Here is a 22,666-nt window from a genome sequence, read left to right on the forward strand (position 1 = left end):
AAATGCATATCGCCCCTCATGACAACCAGAACAAAGCCATCGTCGATGCCGAGAACGATCTGGTGCCACTCAATTATTTCAACATCGTCAAGCTGACCAAGGGCCAGACCTTTGAGTATCAGGTCCCAGGCTATGAGACCTGCATCGTTCCCGCGACTGGCACTGTCGATATTGAGGTCGAAGGCCTCAGCTACGCAGGTGTTGGAAATCGAACCATCGATGTCTGGGATGGTGAGCCGGAGGGCGTCTATATCCCTGTCGGCGCCAAGGTAACCATCACGTGCACAACGGATGCGACCGAAACCTTCATCGCCGGGGCCAAATACGACAAGGTTCTTGAACCCTTCGACGTACGCGCAGGCGGAATCGACAAGGTTCAATATGGTTCTGACGATACCAAGACCCACCGTAAGATCAAACACATCCTCGGCCAGAAGCAGCATGACAAGGTCGGCCGCCTCTTGGTGTCTGAACTGTTCACTGTCGGTCAGGGCGGATGGTCCGGCTTTCCGGCGCACAAGCACGACACCGACCGCAAAGACGCCGATGGCAACATCATCGAAACGCGTCACGATGAGACCTATAACTTCCGCTTCCGTCCCAACCATGGCTCTGGCGTACAGATCCTGCAGCGTGAAGAGGGCAAGCCGGGCGATGCCTATCAACTGATGGATGGCTCCACGATCATGATCGACAAGGGGTATCACCCCTGCGCCGTGATGCCCGGATATGAAATGTATTATTTCACTATCCTCGGCGGTCTGAGCCAGCGCAGCCTGATCCAGTATTTCCAGCCGACCCATGCCTATCAGGTCGAAACGATCCCTGGCATCAAAGACATGGTGGCTAAGTTTAAATGACCGTTGCAACTCTGGCTGAGGTCCTTCAACCGGCCCTGCACAATGGCTATGCCGTCGCGGGGCTGGTAACACTCGGATGGGAAGACATGCGCGCCTATGTGGCTGCTGCTGAAGCCGAAGGCGTGCCGGTCATCCTGCAGGCTGGACCGTCCTGTCGCGCCCATACCCCCCTTCCGATCCTGGGCAAAATGTTCCGCCATCTGGCAGAGGGCGCATCGGTCCCGGTTGTCGCCCATCTCGACCATGGCTACACGGCTGAAGACTGCCGCATTGCCATCGACAGCGGCTTTACCTCTGTCATGTTCGATGGCTCGCGCAAACCACTGGAAGAAAACACCGCCGAAACCCGCGCCATCGTTGAGATGGCCCATGCGGCAGGTGTTTCATGTGAGGGTGAGATTGGTTTTGTCGGCTATTCCGGCGGCGAAGGGTCCGCCGGCACAGACCCGGACGAGGCCCGCCGTTTTGCGCATGACACCGGCGTCGACGCTATGGCGATCTCGGTCGGCAATGTGCATCTGCAACAGGACAAGGAAGGTGGCCTCGATATCGACCGCATCCGCGCCATTGAGGCGATCACCGAAGTGCCGCTGGTGATCCATGGCGGGTCCGGCGTGCCCGTGACACAGCGTAGGATGCTGGCACGCGGGTCGCGTATCTGCAAATTCAATATCGGCACCGAATTGCGCATGGCCTTTGGGGCCGCATTGCGCGATGCGGTAAATAGCGATCCAGACCGCTTTGACAGGGTGAGTATCCTGTCCGAAACCCACGATCCGGTCGTTGCTGCGGCGCGCAGTGTCCTTCGCGCCTTCAAGGGAGAGACACAATGTTAAATATCGGCCTTCTGGGCTGCGGGCGCATCGGGCAGGTCCATGCCCGTTCTATCGGGCAACTGGACGGGGTGCGTGTCACCGCGGTTGCAGATGCGATGCCGGATGCCGCGAATGCACTGGCCAGCAAGATCGGTGCGGATGTACGCGAGGCATCTGCGCTGATCACCGGTGATGATGTCGATGCCGTGGTGATCGGTACACCTACCGACACCCACTACGACCTGATCCATCAGGCGGCGGCAGCGGGCAAAGCCATTTTCTGCGAGAAACCGGTCGATATGTCGGCGGACCGCATTCGCGACTGTCAAAAAGCCGTGACCGATGCCGGTGTCGCCTTTCTTACCGCATTCAACCGGCGGTTCGATCCGAATTTTGCCAATCTGCAACAGCGCCTGCGGGCCGGTGAAATCGGCGATGTGGAGATCGTCTCGATCCTGTCGCGGGATCCGTCCCCGCCACCCGTCAGCTATATCAAGACCTCTGGCGGGTTGTTCCGAGACATGATGATCCACGATTTTGATATGGCGCGCTTCCTATTGGCTGAAGAGCCCGTACAAATCTTCGCGGTTGGGGCGGCCCTCGTCGATCCTGCCATTGGCGAGGCTGGGGACGTCGACACTGCCGCCGTAACTCTCACCACGACCAGCGGCAAGATTTGCCAGATCTCCAATTCCCGACGGGCCACATATGGCTACGATCAGCGGGTGGAGGTGCATGGCTCCAAGGGTATGCTCCGTGCCGCGAATATGCTTGAAAACACGGTAGAAGTGGCCGGAACCGACGGTTTCCAGACCGCCCCTGCCCAGCACTTCTTCCTTGAACGCTATGAAGCGGCCTATCGCAACGAGATGGCGCGATTTGTCGAGGCCGTTCAGGCAGGTACCACGCCGTCGCCCAGCATCCATGACGGGCTGCGCGCCCAGATGTTGGCCGATGCCGCCGCCCAATCGCTTGAGACGGGGGCACCGGTCGCTTTGTAAGCGATCAAGTTCTTATGACTGGCGGCGCGTGTCCTGCGCCGCCAGCGCCTCAGTGAAACGCGCGGCCGTCCACCCCTCAGCAAGAGCCTGGTGAAATAGCCCAGCCTGCGTTTGTGGGGCCAAACCACCCACCGGCGGGTCCCGGTCCAGATTGGTTGGGAAAGAATACCCCTCAGCGCAGGCTGCAATCGCTGCCGCCTGATCAGGCTCACTCATAACGGCGTCGCGCTTCAGCTGGACCAGTGCCGGGAAAAGCCGCTCCGACATCCCGCGCCGATCCACTGTCTCCATCGCGCGCCCAAAGGCGGATGAGACCTGCAACAGGTTCGCCATCCGCTGAACATCCTCCGATCGGTTGGCTCCCGCAGCATGAAACAAAGCCGGGTTGAAGAAGACGGCATCGCCCTTTGCCAGAGGCAACTGCACACAATGCTCTTCGAAATAGGCTCGGAAGTCCTCGCGCCGCCAAGCTGCGTAGCCCGCACGGTATTGCTGCGAGAACGGAAGCAGCTTGGTCGGACCGCTTTCCACCGGCATATCGGTGTGGGCCACCGCGCCCTGCAAGGTCAAAACGGGCGATAGATCATGCACATGCGCCGGGTACTGCGAAGAAGTTTCCGCTGTTTGAAAACCCAGGTGATAGTCACGATGCGCCTGCTGGGCTGCTCCGCCCGGACGCACCAGATTAATTTGCGCCGTCATCTGGTAGTTGGGGCCAAGCCAGGCCTCGCAAACGGCGGCGATAGATGAGTTACCAAAATAGCGCGCGAACACATCAGGCGCCGCTACGCAGAGCTTTTGGAGCGCATTCCAAATCCGGTCGTTTGACCCCGCTGCAGCGAAATGGTCTGCCCCGCCGCCGTTGGCTGCTTTCTCCTGCGCGATGATCTCCTCAAAAACCTCAGAGGCTGCATCGATGGGCGAGACATCTCGATAGGCGCCCTGCAACACCAGCACACCAGCGCCATCTCTCAATCCATACGCCCATTCGGCCATCAGGTCTCGACGCGCTTCAGCCTCGCCGAGCATACTGCCAAGCGCGCCCATGTCGTAGATCGGTATGTTCTTCTCAATCGTTTTTGCCAGCGGTACATCCTGAGGCGTCAGCTCTTGCTCCACCAATTTCTGGAAATCCGTCAGTTCGCACCCCTCCGGGGAGAAATAGGCATGTGCCAGCCGTTGTTGAGTATTGGTCATCAGGACCTCCTGTTCGCAGTCATATAGTTTATGCGGATAAAGTGGCGTGACAGCCCCTTGCCGTCAGGGCGCAGATCCATCAAAAATACATCAATGAGCCATCGCTTTCCGATCAAGGATATCGCCCTGCAATCCGGGCTAAGCACCGCAACGGTGGACCGGGTGCTGAATGGACGTGCCAATGTCAGCCCCCGCAGCCGGGCCCGTGTAAGCGCAGCCATTGCCGAGTTGGAGGGCCAGGAACAGCAGCTCTCCGCCCGTGGACGGCGGCTTTATTTCGACGTCGTGGTGGAAGCACCCGAACGGTTCAGCCGGGAAATTCGGCACGCAACTGAAGCAGTCCTGCCGACCATCGGCCCGGCGGTGATCCACACCCGCTACAGTTTTCGCCAGATCATGGCCGCGCCTGACTGCGTCGCCCTGCTGCGACACGTCGTCAAACGTGGCAGTCATGGCGTGGTGCTGAAGGTCCGGGATTTGCCCGAGGTCAACGCCATGGTCGCTGAATTGGACAGTAAGGGCATTCCGGTTGTCTGCGCCTTTACCGACCTGCCAGGAAGTGTTCGCCGCGCCTATTGCGGCCCCGATAACTACGCAGCGGGCCAGTCAGCGGCTTATATGATCGACAAATGTCTGCCGGAAAGCACTCCACCCGGGGCAACCCTCCTGACCACGCTCAGCCAATTGGCCTTTCACGGCGAGGCTCAAAGACGACAGGGCTTCCTCAAGCTGATCTCAGAACGCCGCCCTGATCTGCGGCTGATAACGGTCGAGGCCGGGGCCGGCCTTGCGCTTGAGACCAGAGCGTTGTTGCAGGAGAAGCTGTCCAATCCGGACCTCGGGCCAATACTCGGCGTCTATTCCATGGGCGGGGCCAATCGCGCCATATCGGAACTTCTGAAGAGCTATGGTCACTTCCCCCGCGCCTATGTCGCCCATGATCTGGATAATGAGAACCGAACGCTTTTGCGGCAGGGAAGCATTACCGTTGCCTTGCAGCACGACATTGCCAGCGACATGCGCAATGCCTTCCTTAGCTTGCTCTACGCTAACCAGATCCTGAAGGCACCGCCCGTCGCGACTCAGAGCCGCATGTCCATGGTCACGCCCTTTGATTGTGTCGAAAATTGATCGCGGCACGCAGTTCCTACGCGGATCACCCCTCAGAAATAAAATCGCCATCTGGCGGGTTTCGGTAGCGCCAAGCCGCATATGACCTTTTGAATACTCACTCCAACTTGGGACCTGTCAGAGCTGCGCGCCGAACAGCTATTTTTCACCCCAAGAACTGCAATTTTTGTTCCTCTTTGCCGTCGTTCTTGGAATGCTCCGGGAAACAGCCAGCAGGGAGAGCGGCATGAAAGTAGGATTTATCGGTCTGGGAAACGTTGGTGGCAAGCTGAGTGGCAGCCTGCTGCGTAACGGCATTGATCTCAGCGTTTATGACCTGAATGAAGCGCTGGTTGCAAAGGCAGCGGAGGTTGGCGCCACAGAAGCAAATGACCCGGCAGAGTTGATGCGCAATTGTGACGCGGTGATCACCTGTCTGCCATCGCCCGCGGCTTCTGATCAGGTCATGCAACAGATGCTACCGGAGATTGGGCCCGGCAAAATCTGGATGGAGATGTCCACGACGGATGAGGCAGAGGTCAAACGCCTTGGCGCCATGGTCGAACAGGCAGGTGGAACCGCCGTGGACTGCCCCGTATCCGGTGGCTGTCACCGGGCGGATACCGGCAATATCTCGATTTTTGCCGGCTGCGACCGTGAGACCTTTGAGCGGATCGCGCCGCTGCTAAAAACCATGGGGCGACGCATCCTGCACACAGGGCCAATCGGTTCAGCCTCGGTCCTGAAGGTGATCACCAACTATCTGGCAACAGCCAATCTGCTGACCTGCTGCGAGGCTTTGGTGACCGCAAAAGCCGCCGGAATGGATCTCAACACCGCCTATGAGGCGATCAAAATTTCCTCCGGCACCTCCTTCGTACATGAAACCGAAAGTCAGGTGATCCTGAATGGATCCCGCGATATTTCCTTCACCATGGATCTGGTCTCAAAGGATATCGGCCTGTTCCAGGCCGTCGCCGACCGCCATGATGTCCCGCTGGAGATCAACCCCTTGATGATCAAGATCTTCAAAGATGGTGAAGAGCGATTGGGCAGCCGTGAACTGTCTCCAAATATCATCAGACGGCTGGAAGAAGCCACTGGCCTGGAGATCACTGCCCCCGGTTTTCCACCTGAAATGACCGATGATGAGCCGGAGGAACCCGGCTACGAGGTCATCCCCACCGGTCGCAATGGCAGCCCTGCCTGATAGGCCTTCTTGCGCTGGAAACCTTCAAAGGCGGCTACTCACTGGCCGCCTCCCACTTTGCGGCAGACCCTGACGAGGTCGGGAAAAACCTTGCCAGACTCAATTTTCCCGAATTACGATACAAGTGTCCATATTCCGGGAATCGCATGCAGGACCGACAGATCCTTCTTCTGGAGGCAGTAGCCTCCTCCGCCTCACCGGTAAGCGCAAGCGAACTGGCCCAGATGACAGCGACCCCCCGTGCCAGCCTTTATCGCCATATCGCCGCGCTCCTTGAATGCGGCTTTCTGGAGGAGACCGAGACTGGCGGCCGGTATATTCTAGGACTTCGGTTTGTAAAGATCGCGCTGACGGGAAAGTCCGACACTCATGTTATCAACGCGGTTTCAGCCGTCTTACAACGGGTGGTGAAGGATCTGAGTGAGACCGCGTTTCTGGCGCGCTATCGCGGCGGTCGCGTTGATCTTATTCACACGCAGGTCCCGGCGGATCCATCGGTTCCCTACATCTATCCAGGGTTAGGAACCCGCCCGGTTCATGCCTGTTCTTCGGCCAAGGCAATTGCCGCCTTTCTCGCGCCGGAGCTTCAGGACGACCTGATCGACACATTGCCGATGCGATTTACCGACAAGACACGCACTGACCCAGAGCAGATTGCCCGCGAGCTACAGCAAGTGCGTCGCTATGGTTATGCCACCTGCGATGGTGAGATTGACATCGGGGTCACCAGCGTTGCGGTGCCAATCATTGTCGATCGGCTCGGCGCCATTTTTTCGATGGGCGTAGTCGGCCCGACCAGCCGTATCACACCTGCCATCCAGCCCAGAATTTTACCCATTCTAACAAAACAAACCATTCATGCCGCCGCGGCCATTCAACATTGCTCGGTCGTTGAGGCGGAAACCACCAATGCCAATTCACTGGCGGCTGCACAGGAAAGGGCTGGCCAACAACACTGATATTTTTGAAGGGAGAGAGAACATGAACAGAAGAGAATTCGGCGGGTTATCCGCCGCCGCGCTGGCCATGGCTGGCCCATTCCGCGCCTTTGCGGATGAGACCTGTCAGTCCCCCTATATGCCCAAGATTACGGGCCAGGAAGAATTCGTCTACGTCTGGACCCTCGGGGTGGAGGGAATGGGGGACGAGCAAGACAAAATGGTGACGATTGACCTGCGTCCCGGTTCACCAACCCGCGGAGAGGTCATTCACAGTCTCTCAGTCGGAGGTCGAAACGAGGCCCATCATGGCGGCTTCTCAGCCGATCGCCGTTATTTCTGGACTGGCGGACTTGATACCAATCGTATCTTCATCTTCGATATTCACAGCGATCCCGCAGCGCCCAAGCTGCATAAGGTGATTGAGACCTTCGTCACCGATTCCGGCGGTGTGGTTGGCCCCCACACGTTTTTTGCCCTGCCCGGCAGCATGATGATCACCGGGCTGAGCAATCAGGACGACCACGGCGGCCGGACAGCCCTAGTGGAATACAACGATGACGGTGACTACGTCGCCACATACTGGATGCCGACCGCTGATGACATGCAAGGAGCCGTCGCGGTGGATGGCGCAGTCGCGGATGGTTACGGCTATGACATTCGCGCCCTGATCCGCAAGAACGTGATGCTCACCTCGTCTTTCACGGGGTGGTCAAACTACATGATGGATTTCGGCCAGATGCTGCAGGACGCCGAGGCGATGAAACGCTTTGGCAACAGCATGGTGCTCTGGGATCTGCACACCCGTCAGCCCCGCAAGGTGTTTAACGTGCCCGGCGCGCCGCTCGAAGTGCGCTTCCCTTGGGGTCCAAATGCCAACTATGCCTTCTCAACCACCGCACTCACCTCGCAGCTCTGGCTGATCTATGAGGATGACGACGGCGAATGGCAGGCCAAATCGGTGGCAGACATCGGCAACCCCGAAGATATTCCGCTACCCGTCGACATCTCCATCGCCGCCGATGACCAGACACTTTGGGTCAACTCGTTCATGGACGGAAAGACCCGGCTGTTTGATATCTCCGATCCGCACAACCCGGCACAGATCTATGAGAAAACCATTGATCGGCAAGTCAATATGGTCAGCCAGAGCTGGGACGGAAAACGGGTCTATTTCTCTTCATCCTTGCTCGCCAATTGGGACAAGAAGGGCAATGACGATGTGCAGTACCTGAGGGCCTACAACTGGGACGGCAAAGAGTTGGCCGAGGATTTCAACATCGACTTCTACGCCGCAGGCCTGGGTCGCGCGCACATCATGCGCTTTGGCAGCGCTGCGCTCTATTCCGCATAAGAGACTGCTTTGGGGCGGTATGCTGCCGCCCCGATCTTCCCTCGCGGATCTCACCTTGCCGGAGGAACTCCATGCGCAAGCAAACTCTCGCCGTTTCCATAGCCGCTGCTGCGGTGGTGCTGACAGGTGTTGTGGCCCTGGCCGGAACCTGGCGCCCTGCGGATCTGATGGCACGGTTGACGCCCGCTGCATTGCGGGCCACGCCCGCCCGCCTCTCAGCGCTATTCCCAAGCGATCCAGCCTTCCAGTTCAGCCCGCCGGAACCCGGATCTTATCGGCTGAACCGATTGAAACCTGCTCCGGATGGCACGGTACTGACAGCCGATGGCACTAGGGACCGGCTGCACCAGCTGATCAATGGCAAGATCACGCTGATCAGTTTTGTCTATCTGACCTGCGGCGATGTTGATGGCTGTCCGCTGGCCTTCTCGACGCTTTATGACATTCACGACGCCAGCGCACAGCTTCCAGATCTTCGGCAGGATGTGCAACTGATGACCATCAGCTTCGACCCGGAGCGCGACACGGTCGAGGCCATCGCCGCTTTTGCCCACCCGGTGAGCAGTGATCCCGCCAGCGCCCAGAAGCTGGGTTGGCAGGTGTTGACCACACCAGATACCGCTGCGTTGCAACCTCTATTGGACGGGTTTGGGCAGGTCGTGGACCGTGGCGGCGCAGACGACCAGATCAACCATCTGCTGCGCATGTATCTGGTCGACCGTCATGGTATGATCCGCAATGTCTACGGGCTGGGCCTGATCGACCCGCGCCTGTTGATGACGGATGTGGAGACATTGCTCTTGGAAGAGGCCGGAAAGTGATCCGTCTGCCTGCCCGTCTGCAGCGTTTCGTGCCGCTCGACGGAGCCGCTGTGCTTGCGATGTTTTGCACCGCGTCGATAGCTCTCGCCGACGGAGATGCTCTTGCAGAGCCGAACTATCTTCCAATGCAAATTTCGGCTGACAGCTGCCCACAACCCGCCGATGAAGACTGGGCGGAGAGAGCCGCCAGACGCAGCCTGACGCCGCAGCTGGGTCTGCCACCTTTGGTCTACCCGGCGGACAATCCTCCGACAGCGACGCGGATTGCGCTGGGGCGGCAGATATTCTTTGACCGCGCGCTGTCGATCAACAACACCATGTCCTGCGCGATGTGCCATGTGCCGGAACAAGGGTTTGCCAACTGGGAGCTCGCGACTTCGGTCGGTGTGGAAGGGCGCAGCGTGAAACGCAACGCGCCAAGCCTGATCAACGTCGGCCTGCTGAATCCGCTATTTCACGACGGCCGCGATCCCATGCTGGAAACCCAGTTTATCGGGCCCCTCACTGCCCGAAACGAGATGGCCAACCCATCCGCCGGACGGGTCGTTTTTCACCTTCAAACCGACAATGCCTATGACAGCTTATTCAAAGAGGCATTTGGGGCGCCCGCCTCGCTAGATCGGATTGGCATGGCGTTGGCCGCTTACCAACGGGCGTTGACCGTCGGCAACAGCCCGTTTGACCGGTGGTTCTATGGCGGCGATCCCTCTGCTGTGCCACCCAGCGCAAAACGCGGGTTCGAACTGTTTCGCGACAAGGCGGGATGTGCGTCTTGCCACAGCGTTGGCCCGGAGGATGCGTTGTTCACCGATCAGCAGTTTCATGACACCGGATATGGTCAGATGCGGGAATTGGAACGCCAAAATCCACCAAAAACCCTACCCGTTCAGGTCGCACCAGGCGTGATCCATCATGTGGACTATGACCTGGTCCGCGCGGTCAGCGGTCCACGGGATGCTGATCTTGGGCGCTATGAGGTGACCGAGGACCCGCAGGACCGATGGCGCTTTCGAACGCCGACCTTGCGCAATCTCTTGGTCTCCCCACCCTATATGCATGATGGAGGCTTCAGTACACTGGCTGAGGTGATTGACTATTATGACAGCGGAGGTGCCGGGCTGCCCGGTCAGGACCCACGTGTGCGACCACTCGACCTGAGCGACCGGGAAAAGACTGAACTCCTGGCGTTTTTAAGCACTCTGACGTCTTCGGAACTGGACTGTTTGGTCGCAGAAGCCCGCCAGCCGTAAGACGCTAATCCAGATGGTAGCCGCGAAATTCCTTCACGGTAGACACCCCAAGCAATGTCTTCATCTGCGCAACCGAAGGGATTTCCGACAATCGGTTGCGATAGAGTTTCTCATAAGCATCCGTATTGCGCGCTGCGACGCGCATGAGATAGTCGAATTCCCCTGAGATCAAATGACACTCCAACACCTCGGGCATATGCGAAATGGCATCTTCAAACGCCTGAATATTCTCCCGCTGCTGGCTGACCAGCTTGATCTCGATAAAGATTTGCAGCTCAAGACCAACCTTCTTGCGGTCCAGCCGCGCGGCATAGCCTTCGATCATGCCATTGGCCTCCATCATCTTGACACGACGATGACATGCGGACAAAGACAGCCCAACTTTTTCCGACAGGCGGGCCATTGATATCTGACCGTCCTGTTGCAGGGCGGAAAGAATGCGCGAATCCAGCAAGTCCATCGGAATTTTTCCCAATAGTAAGTCGTTATCCGCACATTTTTCCGAAATTTTCCCAATACACAAGGAAAACGAGAACCTTTCCTATCAACAACGTCATAAAATTGAGACACTTCGTCACAGGGATGACGTAAACCAAGGGAGGGTCAGATGGCCTCAAAAATCGTAGTTGGCTACGACGGCAGCACGAGCGCACGCACCGCGCTCAACTTTGCGCTGGACGTGGCAAAGGCACAGGGCGGTAGCATTGTTGTTGCGCATGTCCTGGAATGGTCACCGTATTCGTTTCTGTCCGCCTCCGAGCTGGCAGAGCGCCACAAGCGCCGTACGGAAGAGCTGGAGCGCGCCGAAACCGCACTGATTCAGCCACTTCTCAAGGATCTGGAAACCAGCGGCGTGGATGTCACCGCCACTGTAAAATACGGCAATATCGCCGAAGTGCTGGTGTCCATCGCCAAATCCGAAGGTGCCAATCACGTCGTTATCGGACGCACCGGCCACTCCGCGCTCTCGTCGCGGCTGTTTGGTTCGGTTGCAGGCAGCCTGGCGCAGGCTGCGCCGGTTCCGGTCACCATTGTCCCATAACTGATTGACAGGGGTCATCATGAACACTCTCTCAAAAGCGGCTGCTCTGGCCGTCCCCGGCGCCCTCGGGCTGTCGGGCCCGCTGATGGCACAGACCATCGACGAAAAGGTGAATGAGCTGTTTGCCAGCTCCACCGGCTGGTTTGTCAATTTCATCTTCAGCCCATTCCCGGGCACCAGCTTTCCTTGGATCGTTGCGTGGCTGGTGATTGCGGCAACCATTTTCACCATCTACTTCGGACTGATCCAGTTCCGCGCCTTCCCGCATTCGATCTCCTTGGTCAAAGGCGACTATTCGGATCCGAATGACGCAGGCGAAGTGAGCCATTTCCAAGCGCTGGCGACGGCCCTCTCCGGCACTGTCGGCCTCGGCAATATCGCCGGTGTTGCGGTTGCCGTTGGCATCGGTGGCCCCGGTGCGACATTCTGGATGATCCTCGCAGGCCTGATGGGCATGGCGTCGAAATTCACCGAATGTACGCTGGGCGTGAAGTATCGGAATGAATACCCCGATGGCACCGTCTCCGGTGGTCCGATGTACTATATGACCAAAGGTTTTGCCGCACGGGGTCTGCCGGGTGGCAAGTTCATGGCGGTTCTCTTCTCGATCTTCTGTATCCTCGGCGCCTTTGGTGGCGGCAACATGTTCCAGGCCAATCAGGCACATGCGCAGCTGACCAATGTTCTTGGCGATTATCCCGGCTGGATCACCGGCGTCATCTTTGCCGGTGTGGTTTTTGCCGTGATCATCGGTGGCTTGAAATCCATCGCCAGTGTCACCGAAAAAGTGGTGCCGTTCATGGGGGTTCTCTATGTGCTGACCGCGCTGGTGATCATCCTGTTGAACTTCGACAAAATCGGCTGGGCCTTTGGCCAGATCTTCGACGGGGCCTTCACCGGTCTCGGCGTTGCAGGCGGTATGGTCGGGGCGCTGATTCAGGGCTTCAAACGCGCGGCCTTCTCCAACGAAGCCGGTGTTGGCTCGGCGGCGATTGCCCACTCCGCTGTGCGAACCAAAGAGCCGATCACCGAAGGTTTCGTGTCGCTGCTGGAACCCTTCATCGACACTGTGGTTATCTGCACGATGACAGCGCTGGTGATCATCATCACCGGTCAGCTGGTCAGCGACCCTGAAACCGGTCTCTATGTGCTGAACGAAGCGGGCAGCGCCATCCAGACCGTCGATGGAAACTCCGGAGTGGCACTGACATCTGCGGCGTTCTCCTCCGCATTTGGCTGGTTCAAATACATCCTGGCCATTGCAGTGATCCTGTTTGCTTTCTCCACGATGATCAGTTGGTCCTACTATGGCCTCAAGGCCTGGACCTTCCTGTTTGGTGAAGGCAAGACCACTGAACTGGTGTTCAAAGTGATTTTCTGCCTGTTCGTCATCATCGGTGCCGCAGCCAGCCTGGGTCCGGTCATCGACTTCTCCGATGCGGCTATCTTTGCCATGGCGGTGGTCAATATCGTGGCACTCTACTTCCTGATGCCAATCGTCAAAGGCGAGCTGAACAGCTATCTGGGCCGCCTCAAAACTGGCGAAATCAAGAAGTACCAGTAAAAAAACTCGACCCGGCTACCAATGGTGGCCGGGTCCTCCTCCCCTGTTGGGGGCTTACCTGAAATTTTCACGTCCTGAGGACAACAGCACACGTGCCTCGTGGCTGCGCAACGAACGCCGCGCCGTTGGAAAGGCGCGCCCCATGCTCTCCAGCTCCGGGAACAGATGGCACAATTCGGACCGCTGGGCCGCATCCATACCCGACAGCGTCAGATCGCCCGGCTGGAAACTCTCGCTCCAGGCTCCATCCACACAGATAATTTCATGCTGATCAAACAGCAGATGGATGTAAGTTACATCCATCGCCCGCGCGCGGCGGATATCGCGATCATTGAGCAGATGCACCGCCGCCACCAGCACCTCGTTGGACCCGAAGAGCAACTCGGCGCGGCTTCCGGTCAGCAACATCCGGTGCTGCGGTGACACCATCAGATCCCGGTTCGGCACGAGTTCGCCACCATCAGAACCCAGCGCGCCTGCTTCGATGAGGATGGGCTGGAACTGTGGTCGCCGCGCAAGATCGTTGTTGGTCACGGTGCGGCGCGCGGTCCAGCGCAAAGTCTGCGGCCCGCCATCGCGCGTCACCACCCGGTCGCCCACTTCAAGCGCTTCCACCGGCACTGCACCATTGGGGGTCAAAACAAGGCTGCCCGGTGTAAAACAGGGAATGACCTCTTCGATGTTGGAGAACGTCAGCCTGCTGACAAATTCGCCCTGATCATTTCGGACCTCAACCCGTCCGTCTTCCCGGTCAGCACTGGTGTAGACGACACGCGTATCGCCCAGCGCACGCAGCTCGCTGATATCTAGGCGATCATAGTCATCCCCGCCTTCGCCGCCATCAACGACATCTCCAGCCCCACCAATAAACAAATCCCGATCGTCGTCCCCGTAAAGGCTGTCAGCGCCGGTTCCGCCAATGAGCGTATCAGCCCCGGTCCCGCCTTCGATAATGTCATCTTCGCTGCCGCCATCAAGCGAGTCACCACCCGCGCCGCCGCTCAGCCGGTCATATCCCTCGCCCCCCAGCAGCGTGTCATTTCCAACGCCGCTGTTCATCACATCGTCGCCACGACCACCTTCCCCGTAGAAGGATGATCCGGCGGAGCTTCCGTCCAGAAAATCGTTCCCATCGTCGAGGAAAATGCGATCGGAATCCTCATAGACACCGATAAAGGCCAGATCATCGCCGTCGCCGCCATGGATCTCATCATTGCCCTGGCTGCCCGCCAGAATATCGTTTCCGGCGCCGCCCCAGACGGTATCCGTTCCCATACTGCCGATCAGCGTATCATTGCCATCTTCGCCATAGATCAGGTCATCCTGATCACGGCCAAAGACATGGTCGTCGCCGTCACCGGCATAGATCAGATCATTGCCATATAGCCCTTCGAGCCGATCATTGCCGTCGCCACCGTAGAGCGTGTCATCGCCGTGGCCTGCAGTAATGGTATCATCGCCATCGCCGCCCAATAGGAGATCGTTGTCGTCACCGCTACTCAGTGAGTCATTGCCCGCGCCACCTTCCAGAGTGTCGCGTCCCGCACCACCCTCAAGTGTGTCGCCGTCAATGCCCCCTTGCAGCAGGTCATTGCCAGCCCCGCCTTGCAGCAGATCACGCCCACCACCGCCGGAGAGCGTGTCGTTGCCCCCGCCACCTTCGACGGAATCATTGCCCGTGCCGACGTCAACGAAGTCGTCCCCCTCACCGGCCCGAACCGTATCGTCCCCGCCACCGGCCACGATCACATCATCCTGAGAGCCGTCAGCCGCGTCCCCATTGTCGACACGATCCCCCTCGGGGTCACCCAGATAATCGATATCGATCCGCTCGCCTGCATCCGTGCCTTCCACGATATAGTCGAGTGCGGGCGGAATTGAAAATGTGAAGTCCGAAAGCCCGGCACCGCCGGAGATCGGCGCGTCGCTGCCATTGTCAAAAGTCACATCGAGCTGCGAAATCGGCCCGTCAATTGCGACGCCTATAGTGGCAGCTGTCCTGCCCTCCCCTTCAATGGAAACCGTACCATCCGCATTGATCGTCACCTGATGGTGGGTCACCCCGGTCAGTCCAGCAATGACCTGTGCCGCAGGGACTAGAACGCCACTGGCATCCAGAACCCGCAGGGTGAATTTGTCGTCGTGGGAGCTGCCATTGGAATTCACGTGCTGCAGGTCAAACCGCAGATCGCTCACCGGATTGGAAAAACCATAGCTTGCGGTGATCGGCTCACTGACGCCAAAGGCGCCGAAATCGGATACCCGGTAGCCGCTTTGCGAGTTGTCCCAACTGCCCGGCGTGAATGTACCCGTCACGACGGTGGAATTGCCGCCTTCGCTCAGCGTTGTTGAACCGTTCTGCGCTGCGCCGTTGTTACCGGTTAACCAGATCGCATTGTCAAGAGTGGCCATGTCTCACGTCTACCTTGTGCCTATCACTACCCCGCAGTGACAAAGTCCGCGGATACCTCATCGCCGTTACAACTGGCGGAGCCGTCTGAGATGTTGCCCCGTCCCACAACGCAATCAGCCGCCTGGCGCACAGGTAACGACACATCCCTTAGGGAACGATTAACCCGCAAAGACGCCCGACGCGGGACCAGTCTAGGGCCAACACCAGTCCATTTTGCGTTGAGAATATGGCGAAGGACACAACCAACAGCACTTCAAGAGGATGATCGACTGGTCTACGCCGCGAATTTCCAACGCAAAATCAATAGCCATGGCAGCGAAAACCAGACTAGACTTCCGCCAGACAGAGCGCGGGTACCCGCGTTGGCTGTTCAACAACAAAGTGGTTCGTTAACAGGGACAAGTAGCATGCTTCAGGAATTCAAAGACTTCATTGCCAAGGGCAATGTGATGGATATGGCCGTCGGCATCATCATCGGCGCAGCCTTTACGGCAATCGTCAAAAGCATGGTCAGCGACCTGATCAATCCGATCATCGGTGTCTTTACCGGCGGTGTCGATTTCACCAATTCTTATCTCGTACTGGCGGGCACTGTCCCTGAAGGCGTCAGCCTTGAGGCCGCACGCGAAGCCGGGGCCGCCGTTTTTGCCCACGGTGCCTTTTTGATGGCCGTCATCAATTTCCTGATCATTGCTTTCGTGGTGTTCATGCTTGTGCGCTATGTTAACCGCCTCAAAGACGCCGCCTTCAAGCAGGAAGACGTTGCTCCAGCCGAGGAGGCCCCCGCTGGCCCAACCGAACTGGATGTGCTGTTGGAAATCCGCGACTCTCTGAAACGTTGATCTGCTGAAATCTGATCCGCGGGTGACAGCCCAGCCGGGTCCGACTATGCCCGCAGCGAATGCACCGGCCACCTCCTGTTGCTGGTGATGGGCATTTCCATGAGATCGTGACAAGGACCAAACAACACTATGGAACAATGGATTGAACAGCTGGGTGCCCTTTGGCCCCTGCTCGTCAGCGCTGCCAAAGCGCTGGTCGTACTGGTTGTCGGCTGGATTGCAGCCGGTCTGATCAGCGGTGCAGTACGCCGTCGCATCAACGCCACCCCGCACCTTGACCAGACTCTCGGCAACTTTGCCGCCAGCGCAGTGCGTTGGGTGCTGCTGGCCATCGTGCTGGTCGCCGTTCTGGGCATATTCGGGATCGAAGCCACCAGCCTGGTTGCAATGCTCGGCGCTGCAACCCTCGCCATTGGCCTGGCCCTGCAGGGCACGCTGAGCGATCTGGCTGCGGGTGTGATGCTGGTCATGTTCCGTCCCTATAAGCTGGGCCAATACGTCGATATTGGGGGCACCTCGGGGACGGTGGTGGATCTCAACCTCTTCGTGACAGAGCTGGTGACACCTGACAATGTTCAGATCATCATTCCCAACGGCCAGGCCTGGGGCGCTATCATCACCAACTACTCGGCGCATGATACGCGTCGCGTTGATATGGTGTTTGGCATCGACTACGGCGACAGCGCAGACGCCGCGAAGGAGATCATTCTCGATCTCGCGAACGCAGATGCGCGCGTCATGGCAGATCCCGCACCATGGGTGCGGGTTACCAATCTCGGCGACAGTTCGGTCGATCTGACAGCGCGTCTGTGGTGTAAAGCGGCCGACTACTGGGAGCTGAAGTTCGCGATGACGCAAGCGGTCAAAGAAGCCTTCGACGACAAGGGGATCTCCATCCCCTACCCGCACAGCGTGGAAATCAAGAAAGAAGCCTGATTCCGGCAACAGCCGCCCCGCCAGATCTGTGGGGCGGCTTATTCGTCACATCGATCAGCGCGTGATTGTCCGCGTCATAACCAAAGTCGGCTCCTCACGGTACAGCGCATCGTGGCTCGGCTGATACCCGAGCTTCCTAGCGACTTTCACCGAAGCTGCATTTTCAGGGTCTAGAAGACAGCAGGTACGCTCCCATTGCGTGGCCTCCGCAGCCCATCGATGCATCCGGTCAACAGCCTCTGTTGCCAGCCCTTTCCCGTGGGCGGCAGGCATCAGGGCCCAGCCGGCCTCTGGTACCGCGCCAATCGGTGGATCAATGTCACGGTGATAATCCGCAAACCCTGCCGCCCCGATATAGCGCCCGTCCTCTCGCAGCGTCACCGCCCAGTAGCCAAAGCCAAGGGCCTGCCAGTGACCGATGTAGCGTAGCAACCGGGTCCAGGTCTCCTCGCGGCTGGCCGGGCGACCGATTGTGTGGCGCACCACCACAGGGTCCATCCACAACGCCAGCAACGCCTCGAAATCATCCAGCTGGTGCGGACGCAGAAGCAGGCGGTCCGTTGTCAAAGTTGGTCCTGTCACGCAGGCAGGCTCCCCTTCAGCACATAGCGTAGGATTTCAACAACCTGCGCTGGCTCCTTCGCCACCGCCAGTGCGGCAGCATGAACTTCCTTCAAGGCGTGCTGATGCTCATCCTGTGACAGCACGATCAACGACTTACCAAGGGCTGCCGCATAACCGGCATCAAAAGCCGCGTTCCACTGTTTATACTTCTCACCAAATCGCACCACGACGATGTCGGCCTCTTCGATCCCCTTGCGGGTCCGGATCGCGTTGATCTTGGCTCCCTTGTGATCATGCCAGAATTTGTTTGGCTCCGCCCCCAGAATGGCAACACCGCAATCGTCGCTGGCGTCATGATCGGTTACCGGGCTGTTGAACCGCACGTCCAGATCCTTAGCCCCGGCGATGATCTGATCGCGCCAATCGGTGTGAATTTCCCCTGAGAGATAGATGTTCAACATCATGAAATGTCCTTTCCTGCGCCAGCGACAGGCGGGCGTAGCAAGACGTGCCGCATCCGTTTCACCGCTGGGGTCGTTCATTGATTGATGCCATTGCACCAGACACGGTGCCCGGCCGGTAAGCAGGCGGAGTATTCACCAGCCGGGAGCCTTCGTCCAGCCGACCTTAACGACGCCGGGCCACCAGGTAGCGACCAGGGGTAGATACCGGATAGTTGCCGGTTTCTACAATTTCGAAACCCGCCTGTTCCATCGCGGCCTCTAGATCTGCGACGCTGAGGAAACGCACGTTGCTCGGGGCCTGTCCAACCAACCGCATAAGCGGGATCACGGTCAGGAACATCCAATATTTGAAGCTGCCCCGTGCCTCACCCAGACAGGGCGTCTTGGAGATGAATAACTTGCCACTGGGCAGGCGTTCGGCAACCGACGAAAGCGCAGCGTCCAAATCCGGCACCAGATGCAACAGGTTGAAGGCCATCACGGCGTCAAACGGTCCGGCGGGCAACCCATCATCGCCGCATTGCTCAAACTGAATATTACCGGCTCCCGCCTCGGCAGCCCTGTCGCGGCCAATATCAAGCATGGCATCCGACAGATCAGTTGCGGTGATCCTGCCAACTGCATCCGACAGTGCAATTGCTGTCGACCCGGTCCCACAGCCGATTTCCAATGCATGATCCCCCGCCGTGAGATAAGATCTGGTCCGCTCCAATGTGTATTGATAGGCGGCTTCATCCCTGATCTTTGATTTGGCGTATCTCTGGGCTATCCGGTTCCAGAAGCGAGCGTCGGCTGTCATCAGTCTTCTCCTTGAATGAGGATGACTTACCCATACGGGAACCAGCAATAAATTGCTGAAATTCGCAAGAGTGCTATACATTTCCGTATGGATGATCCGGACTGGAACCACATTCGCGCCTTCTTGGCGACCTCTGAGACAGGCTCTTTGTCTGCAGGGGCGCGCAAACTGGGCCTGACCCAGCCGACCCTGTCGCGACAGGTTGCAGCGCTTGAGGCAGACCTCGGAGTTCTGCTGTTCGAACGATTGGGGCGCGGCCTCGCGCTGACCTCGGCCGGACATGATCTGCTGAGCCACAGCCGCAAGATGGGAGCCGCCGCTGAGGCACTGTCGCTCGCCGCCACCGGACAAGCGCAGGCTATCGAGGGCACGGTCCGAATAACCGCAAGCGACGTCATGTCGGCTTATGTGCTGCCCCCGGTCCTCCACCAGCTGAGACAGCGCGCGCCTAGGCTAACGATTGATGTGGTGGCTGCAAATGACATTCGTGATCTGATGCGACGCGAGGCGGATATCGCCATCCGCCACGTGCGCCCGGATCAGCCCGAGCTGATTGCCCGTCTGGTCAGAGAGTCACACGCCCATTTCTACGCTGCCACCAGTTATCTGAAGCGCCGGGGCCGCCCGCACTCACCCGAAGAAATGTCGCATCATGATTTTGTAGGCTTTGCCGATCTGGAGCGGTCGATTGAATTCATGGCCCCACTCGGCATCCACCTGACAGCGCAGAATTTTCGGATCAAATCAACCAGCGGCCTCGCTTCTTGGGAGTTGGTCAAACAGGGGTTTGGCATCTGTCCGATGATGACAGCTGTGGCAGATCCAACGCCCGGTATCGAACGCCTGTTGCCCGGTCTGGACCCGATCACCTTCCCGATCTGGCTAACCACACATCGGGAATTGCACACCAGCCGAAAGATCCGGCTGGTCTTTGATCTGCTCGCAGATTTCCTCAGCCACATATGAAAAACGCGCCCGGAGCCGGGCGCGTTTTCCACATCATACCACCGGATAGGACCAATTGCCCTCAGTCTGCTGTTATCCGCGCAATGTGCCGCCAGTCGCCTTTGTGACCTTGGCCACGATCTTGGCGCTGACCGCTTCGATGTCCTTTTCGGTCAGGGTCTTGTCGGTCGGTTGCAACCGCACGGTGATGGCCAGAGATTTGCTGCCCTCCCCCAGACTGCCGCCGATGAACTCATCAAACACTCGCACGTCATCGATCAGTGTCTTATCCGCGCCAGCCGCTGCGTTGACCAGGGTCAGCGCCTCGACATCATCCGCCACGACAAAAGCAAAGTCACGCTCCACCGCCTGAAGATCGCTTTGGACCAATGCACCACGGTTGGCGCCGGATTTGCGCGGCATCGGCACCTCATCGGGCCAGATGGTAAAGGCCACGGCGGATCCTTTGATGCCCATTTCGCTCAGCACCTTGGGGTGCAATTCCCCAAAGACACCTAGCACCTTCTTCGGGCCGAGGCAGATCTTACCGTGCCGTCCCGGATGCCACCAGGACTGTGCCCCGCGCAGGATCTGTACCTTGGCAGGGGCGCCGATCGCCGCCAGAACCGCCTCAATATCAGCCTTGGCATCAAAGGTGTCGACCGCGCGGCTGGCACCATGCACATCCTTAGGACCGGTCCGTCCAACCAGCAGGCCTGAAATCAGGTTATGCTGCTCACCCGGCTCGCCGCCGTGAAACGCAGGGCCTGCCTCGAACAACGCCAGATCCATGAAGCCCCGCGCCTGATTGCGTGCCGCAGCCTGGAGCAACCCCGGCAGCAAAGCCGGGCGCATATGCGACATCTCGGACGAGATCGGATTGGCCAGCATAGTGGCATCATCGCCACCGCCGAACAGCGCCGCAGAGGCCTTGTCAATGAATGTGTAGCTCACCACCTCATTGTAACCAAGGCTGGCACAGGTCCGGCGCGCGATCTGCTGGCGGCGCTGCTGAGGTGTCATCACCGGTGCAGGCACACCATCGGTCAGTCGCGGCAGAGGTTTGCCTTCCAGCTTTGTCAGAGACGCGATCCGCGCCACTTCCTCAACCAGATCGGCCTCCCCCATCACATCGGGGCGCCAGCTGGGAACATGGGCCATATTGCCTTCCAGGCGGAAGCCGAGCCGGGTCAGTGTCTGGCGTTGTTCGGATTCCGGGATATCCATGCCGACCAGCGACTGAACCCGCTCAGGATCCAACTTATAAGCCCGCGCTTGATCTGGCACGGCCCCGGCGGTCACCACATTCGACGGCTCACCACCGCAGAGATCAAGGATCATGCGGGTGGCATGGTCCAACCCCTCGCGCGTGTATTCAGGGTCGACGCCCCGCTCAAACCGATAGCGCGCGTCAGAGTTGATCTTGAGCGCCCGGCCCGTGGTCGCGATCTGAACATGGTCCCAAAAAGCACTCTCCAGGAAGACATCGGTGGTGCCTTCAGTGCAACCCGTCTCAGCCCCACCCATGATACCGGCAATGCTTTCTGCGCCATTGTCGTCAGAAATCACCATCTGCCCCTCGCAGAGGGTGTAGTCCTTCTCATCCAGCGCCGTCAGCGTCTCGTCACCAGCGGCGCGGTGAACCCGCAGATTGCCAGCCACTTTTGCTGCATCAAACACATGCAGTGGACGGTTCTGATCGAAGGTGAAGTAGTTGGTGATATCCACCAAGGCCGAGATCGGGCGCAGACCGATGGCGCTCAGCCGGTCCTGCAGCCACTGCGGGCTTGGGCCGTTCTTCACGCCCCGGATCAGGCGGCCGGTGAACAGCGGGCATCCGTCCAATGTATCCTCGGCGATCGCCACCTTGATTGGGCTGTCATAGCCGCCCTCAACCGGCTCAATCGTGAGCGGTTTCAGCGTGCCCAGACCGCGCGCGGCCAGATCACGGGCGATGCCGCGCACACCCAATGCATCCGGGCGGTTCGGAGTGATGGCAATCTCGATCACCGGATCCACCTTGGCCGGTTTATGCTCAGCCAGCCAATCGACGAAGCGATCCCCAACCTTTCCCGAGGGCAGCTCAATGATCCCGTCATGCTCGTCCGACAGCTCCAGCTCCCGCTCGGAGGCCATCATGCCAAAGCTCTCAACGCCGCGGATCTTGCCAACACCGATGGTGATATCCAGGCCCGGAATATACATGCCCGGTTTACATACCACCACGGTGATGCCCTCGCGGGCGTTGGGCGCGCCGCAGATGATCTGCATCTCGCCTTCATCCGTGTCGACCTTACACACCCGCAGCTTGTCCGCGTCGGGGTGTTTCTCAGCATGTTTCACATAGCCCAGGGTAAAGTCCTTGAGCCGGTCGGCGGGGTTGGACACGCCCTCCACCTCAAGACCGAGATCGGTCAGGGTTTCTGTGATCTCCTCGACCGATGCGTCGGTCTCGAGGTGGTCTTTCAGCCAAGAAAGAGTGAATTTCATCGGTCCGGTTTCCTATGGCAAGCCATGCATGTTGCAGCAGGCAATGACAAA

General features: G+C 58.7%; 21 protein-coding genes. 14 read left to right on the forward strand and 7 right to left on the reverse strand.

The window, feature by feature from the left end; all coding sequences use genetic code 11:
• The first annotated feature begins 2 nt into the window (after window positions 1–2).
• Genes GAL_RS13540 through iolG form a run of 3 tightly spaced genes read left to right on the forward strand, consistent with a single transcriptional unit; the run spans window position 3 to window position 2,676 of the window.
• Window positions 3–860, forward strand: coding sequence for a 5-deoxy-glucuronate isomerase (locus GAL_RS13540; RefSeq protein WP_024098133.1), 858 nt, complete (start codon window positions 3–5; stop codon window positions 858–860).
• Window positions 857–1,696, forward strand: coding sequence for a class II fructose-bisphosphate aldolase (locus tag GAL_RS13545; RefSeq protein WP_024098134.1), 840 nt, complete (start codon window positions 857–859; stop codon window positions 1,694–1,696). Before GAL_RS13540 ends, GAL_RS13545 begins: the two co-directional genes overlap by 4 nt.
• Window positions 1,690–2,676, forward strand: coding sequence for an inositol 2-dehydrogenase (gene iolG, locus GAL_RS13550; protein ID WP_024098135.1), 987 nt, complete (start codon window positions 1,690–1,692; stop codon window positions 2,674–2,676). The genes GAL_RS13545 and iolG overlap by 7 nt, the downstream gene beginning before the upstream one ends.
• A gap of 12 nt (window positions 2,677–2,688) precedes the next feature.
• Here iolG and GAL_RS13555 read toward each other — a convergent pair whose 3' ends face one another.
• On the reverse strand, window positions 2,689–3,873 hold the full coding sequence (locus GAL_RS13555; protein WP_024098136.1) for a phytanoyl-CoA dioxygenase family protein: 1,185 nt from the start codon (window positions 3,871–3,873) through the stop codon (window positions 2,689–2,691).
• 93 nt (window positions 3,874–3,966) lie between these two features.
• On the opposite strand from GAL_RS13555, the gene GAL_RS13560 reads away from it, so the two are divergent.
• From GAL_RS13560 to GAL_RS13585, 6 genes are all read left to right on the forward strand, one after another.
• Window positions 3,967–5,004, forward strand: coding sequence for a LacI family DNA-binding transcriptional regulator (locus tag GAL_RS13560; RefSeq protein ID WP_024098137.1), 1,038 nt, complete (start codon window positions 3,967–3,969; stop codon window positions 5,002–5,004).
• Between the two features lie 226 nt (window positions 5,005–5,230).
• A complete protein-coding gene (locus GAL_RS13565; RefSeq protein WP_024098138.1) occupies window positions 5,231–6,193 on the forward strand; it encodes an NAD(P)-dependent oxidoreductase in 963 nt (320 codons plus the stop codon).
• A 146-nt stretch (window positions 6,194–6,339) separates the two neighbouring features.
• The gene (locus GAL_RS13570) at window positions 6,340–7,152 is read left to right on the forward strand and encodes an IclR family transcriptional regulator (protein WP_024098139.1); all 813 of its coding nucleotides are present in this window, start codon (window positions 6,340–6,342) and stop codon (window positions 7,150–7,152) included.
• A 22-nt stretch (window positions 7,153–7,174) separates the two neighbouring features.
• On the forward strand, window positions 7,175–8,485 hold the full coding sequence (mtoX, locus tag GAL_RS13575) for a methanethiol oxidase (protein ID WP_040104094.1): 1,311 nt from the start codon (window positions 7,175–7,177) through the stop codon (window positions 8,483–8,485).
• Between the two features lie 71 nt (window positions 8,486–8,556).
• Window positions 8,557–9,306, forward strand: a complete 750-nt coding sequence (locus GAL_RS13580; RefSeq protein WP_024098141.1) for an SCO family protein — start codon at window positions 8,557–8,559, stop codon at window positions 9,304–9,306.
• Complete coding sequence (locus tag GAL_RS13585; RefSeq protein WP_024098142.1) at window positions 9,303–10,556, forward strand: cytochrome-c peroxidase; 1,254 nt, start codon at window positions 9,303–9,305, stop codon at window positions 10,554–10,556. The genes GAL_RS13580 and GAL_RS13585 overlap by 4 nt, the downstream gene beginning before the upstream one ends.
• 4 nt (window positions 10,557–10,560) lie before the next feature.
• Here the strand turns inward: GAL_RS13585 and GAL_RS13590 are convergent, their stop codons facing one another.
• Window positions 10,561–11,016, reverse strand: a complete 456-nt coding sequence (locus tag GAL_RS13590) for an Lrp/AsnC family transcriptional regulator (protein WP_024098143.1) — start codon at window positions 11,014–11,016, stop codon at window positions 10,561–10,563.
• Window positions 11,017–11,163: 147 nt separating this feature from the next.
• Here GAL_RS13590 and GAL_RS13595 point away from each other — a divergent pair, with 147 nt between their 5' ends.
• Window positions 11,164–11,598 carry a universal stress protein gene (locus GAL_RS13595; protein ID WP_024098144.1) on the forward strand — a complete coding sequence of 145 codons (435 nt, stop codon included), beginning with the start codon at window positions 11,164–11,166 and terminating at the stop codon, window positions 11,596–11,598.
• Between the two features lie 19 nt (window positions 11,599–11,617).
• On the forward strand, window positions 11,618–13,162 hold the full coding sequence (locus tag GAL_RS13600) for an alanine/glycine:cation symporter family protein (RefSeq protein WP_024098145.1): 1,545 nt from the start codon (window positions 11,618–11,620) through the stop codon (window positions 13,160–13,162).
• A 54-nt stretch (window positions 13,163–13,216) separates the two neighbouring features.
• Here GAL_RS13600 and GAL_RS22910 read toward each other — a convergent pair whose 3' ends face one another.
• Window positions 13,217–15,574: a Hint domain-containing protein gene (locus GAL_RS22910; protein WP_024098146.1), complete on the reverse strand. Its 2,358-nt coding sequence runs from the start codon at window positions 15,572–15,574 to the stop codon at window positions 13,217–13,219.
• 408 nt (window positions 15,575–15,982) lie between these two features.
• On the opposite strand from GAL_RS22910, the gene mscL reads away from it, so the two are divergent.
• Both mscL and GAL_RS13615 read left to right on the forward strand, forming a co-directional pair.
• Window positions 15,983–16,417, forward strand: a complete 435-nt coding sequence (mscL, locus tag GAL_RS13610; protein ID WP_024098147.1) for a large conductance mechanosensitive channel protein MscL — start codon at window positions 15,983–15,985, stop codon at window positions 16,415–16,417.
• Between the two features lie 129 nt (window positions 16,418–16,546).
• Entirely contained in the window at window positions 16,547–17,353 is an 807-nt protein-coding gene (locus GAL_RS13615) for a mechanosensitive ion channel family protein (RefSeq protein ID WP_024098148.1), read from the forward strand.
• A 54-nt stretch (window positions 17,354–17,407) separates the two neighbouring features.
• Here the strand turns inward: GAL_RS13615 and GAL_RS13620 are convergent, their stop codons facing one another.
• From GAL_RS13620 to GAL_RS13630, 3 genes are all read right to left on the reverse strand, one after another.
• Window positions 17,408–17,935 (reverse strand): GNAT family N-acetyltransferase, encoded by a 528-nt coding sequence (locus GAL_RS13620; protein ID WP_024098149.1) that lies wholly within the window; start codon window positions 17,933–17,935, stop codon window positions 17,408–17,410.
• Window positions 17,932–18,381 (reverse strand): YtoQ family protein, encoded by a 450-nt coding sequence (locus GAL_RS13625; protein WP_024098150.1) that lies wholly within the window; start codon window positions 18,379–18,381, stop codon window positions 17,932–17,934. Before GAL_RS13625 ends, GAL_RS13620 begins: the two co-directional genes overlap by 4 nt.
• Window positions 18,382–18,544: 163 nt before the next feature.
• Window positions 18,545–19,180 (reverse strand): class I SAM-dependent methyltransferase, encoded by a 636-nt coding sequence (locus GAL_RS13630; protein ID WP_024098151.1) that lies wholly within the window; start codon window positions 19,178–19,180, stop codon window positions 18,545–18,547.
• An 87-nt stretch (window positions 19,181–19,267) separates the two neighbouring features.
• On the opposite strand from GAL_RS13630, the gene GAL_RS13635 reads away from it, so the two are divergent.
• On the forward strand, window positions 19,268–20,146 hold the full coding sequence (locus tag GAL_RS13635; protein WP_024098152.1) for a LysR family transcriptional regulator: 879 nt from the start codon (window positions 19,268–19,270) through the stop codon (window positions 20,144–20,146).
• A 72-nt stretch (window positions 20,147–20,218) separates the two neighbouring features.
• Here GAL_RS13635 and pheT read toward each other — a convergent pair whose 3' ends face one another.
• A complete protein-coding gene (gene pheT, locus GAL_RS13640) occupies window positions 20,219–22,615 on the reverse strand; it encodes a phenylalanine--tRNA ligase subunit beta (RefSeq protein ID WP_024098153.1) in 2,397 nt (798 codons plus the stop codon).
• Window positions 22,616–22,666 lie beyond the last annotated feature (51 nt).

Source organism: Phaeobacter gallaeciensis DSM 26640 (genome assembly GCF_000511385.1).
Classification (GTDB): Bacteria; Pseudomonadota; Alphaproteobacteria; order Rhodobacterales; family Rhodobacteraceae; genus Phaeobacter; species Phaeobacter gallaeciensis.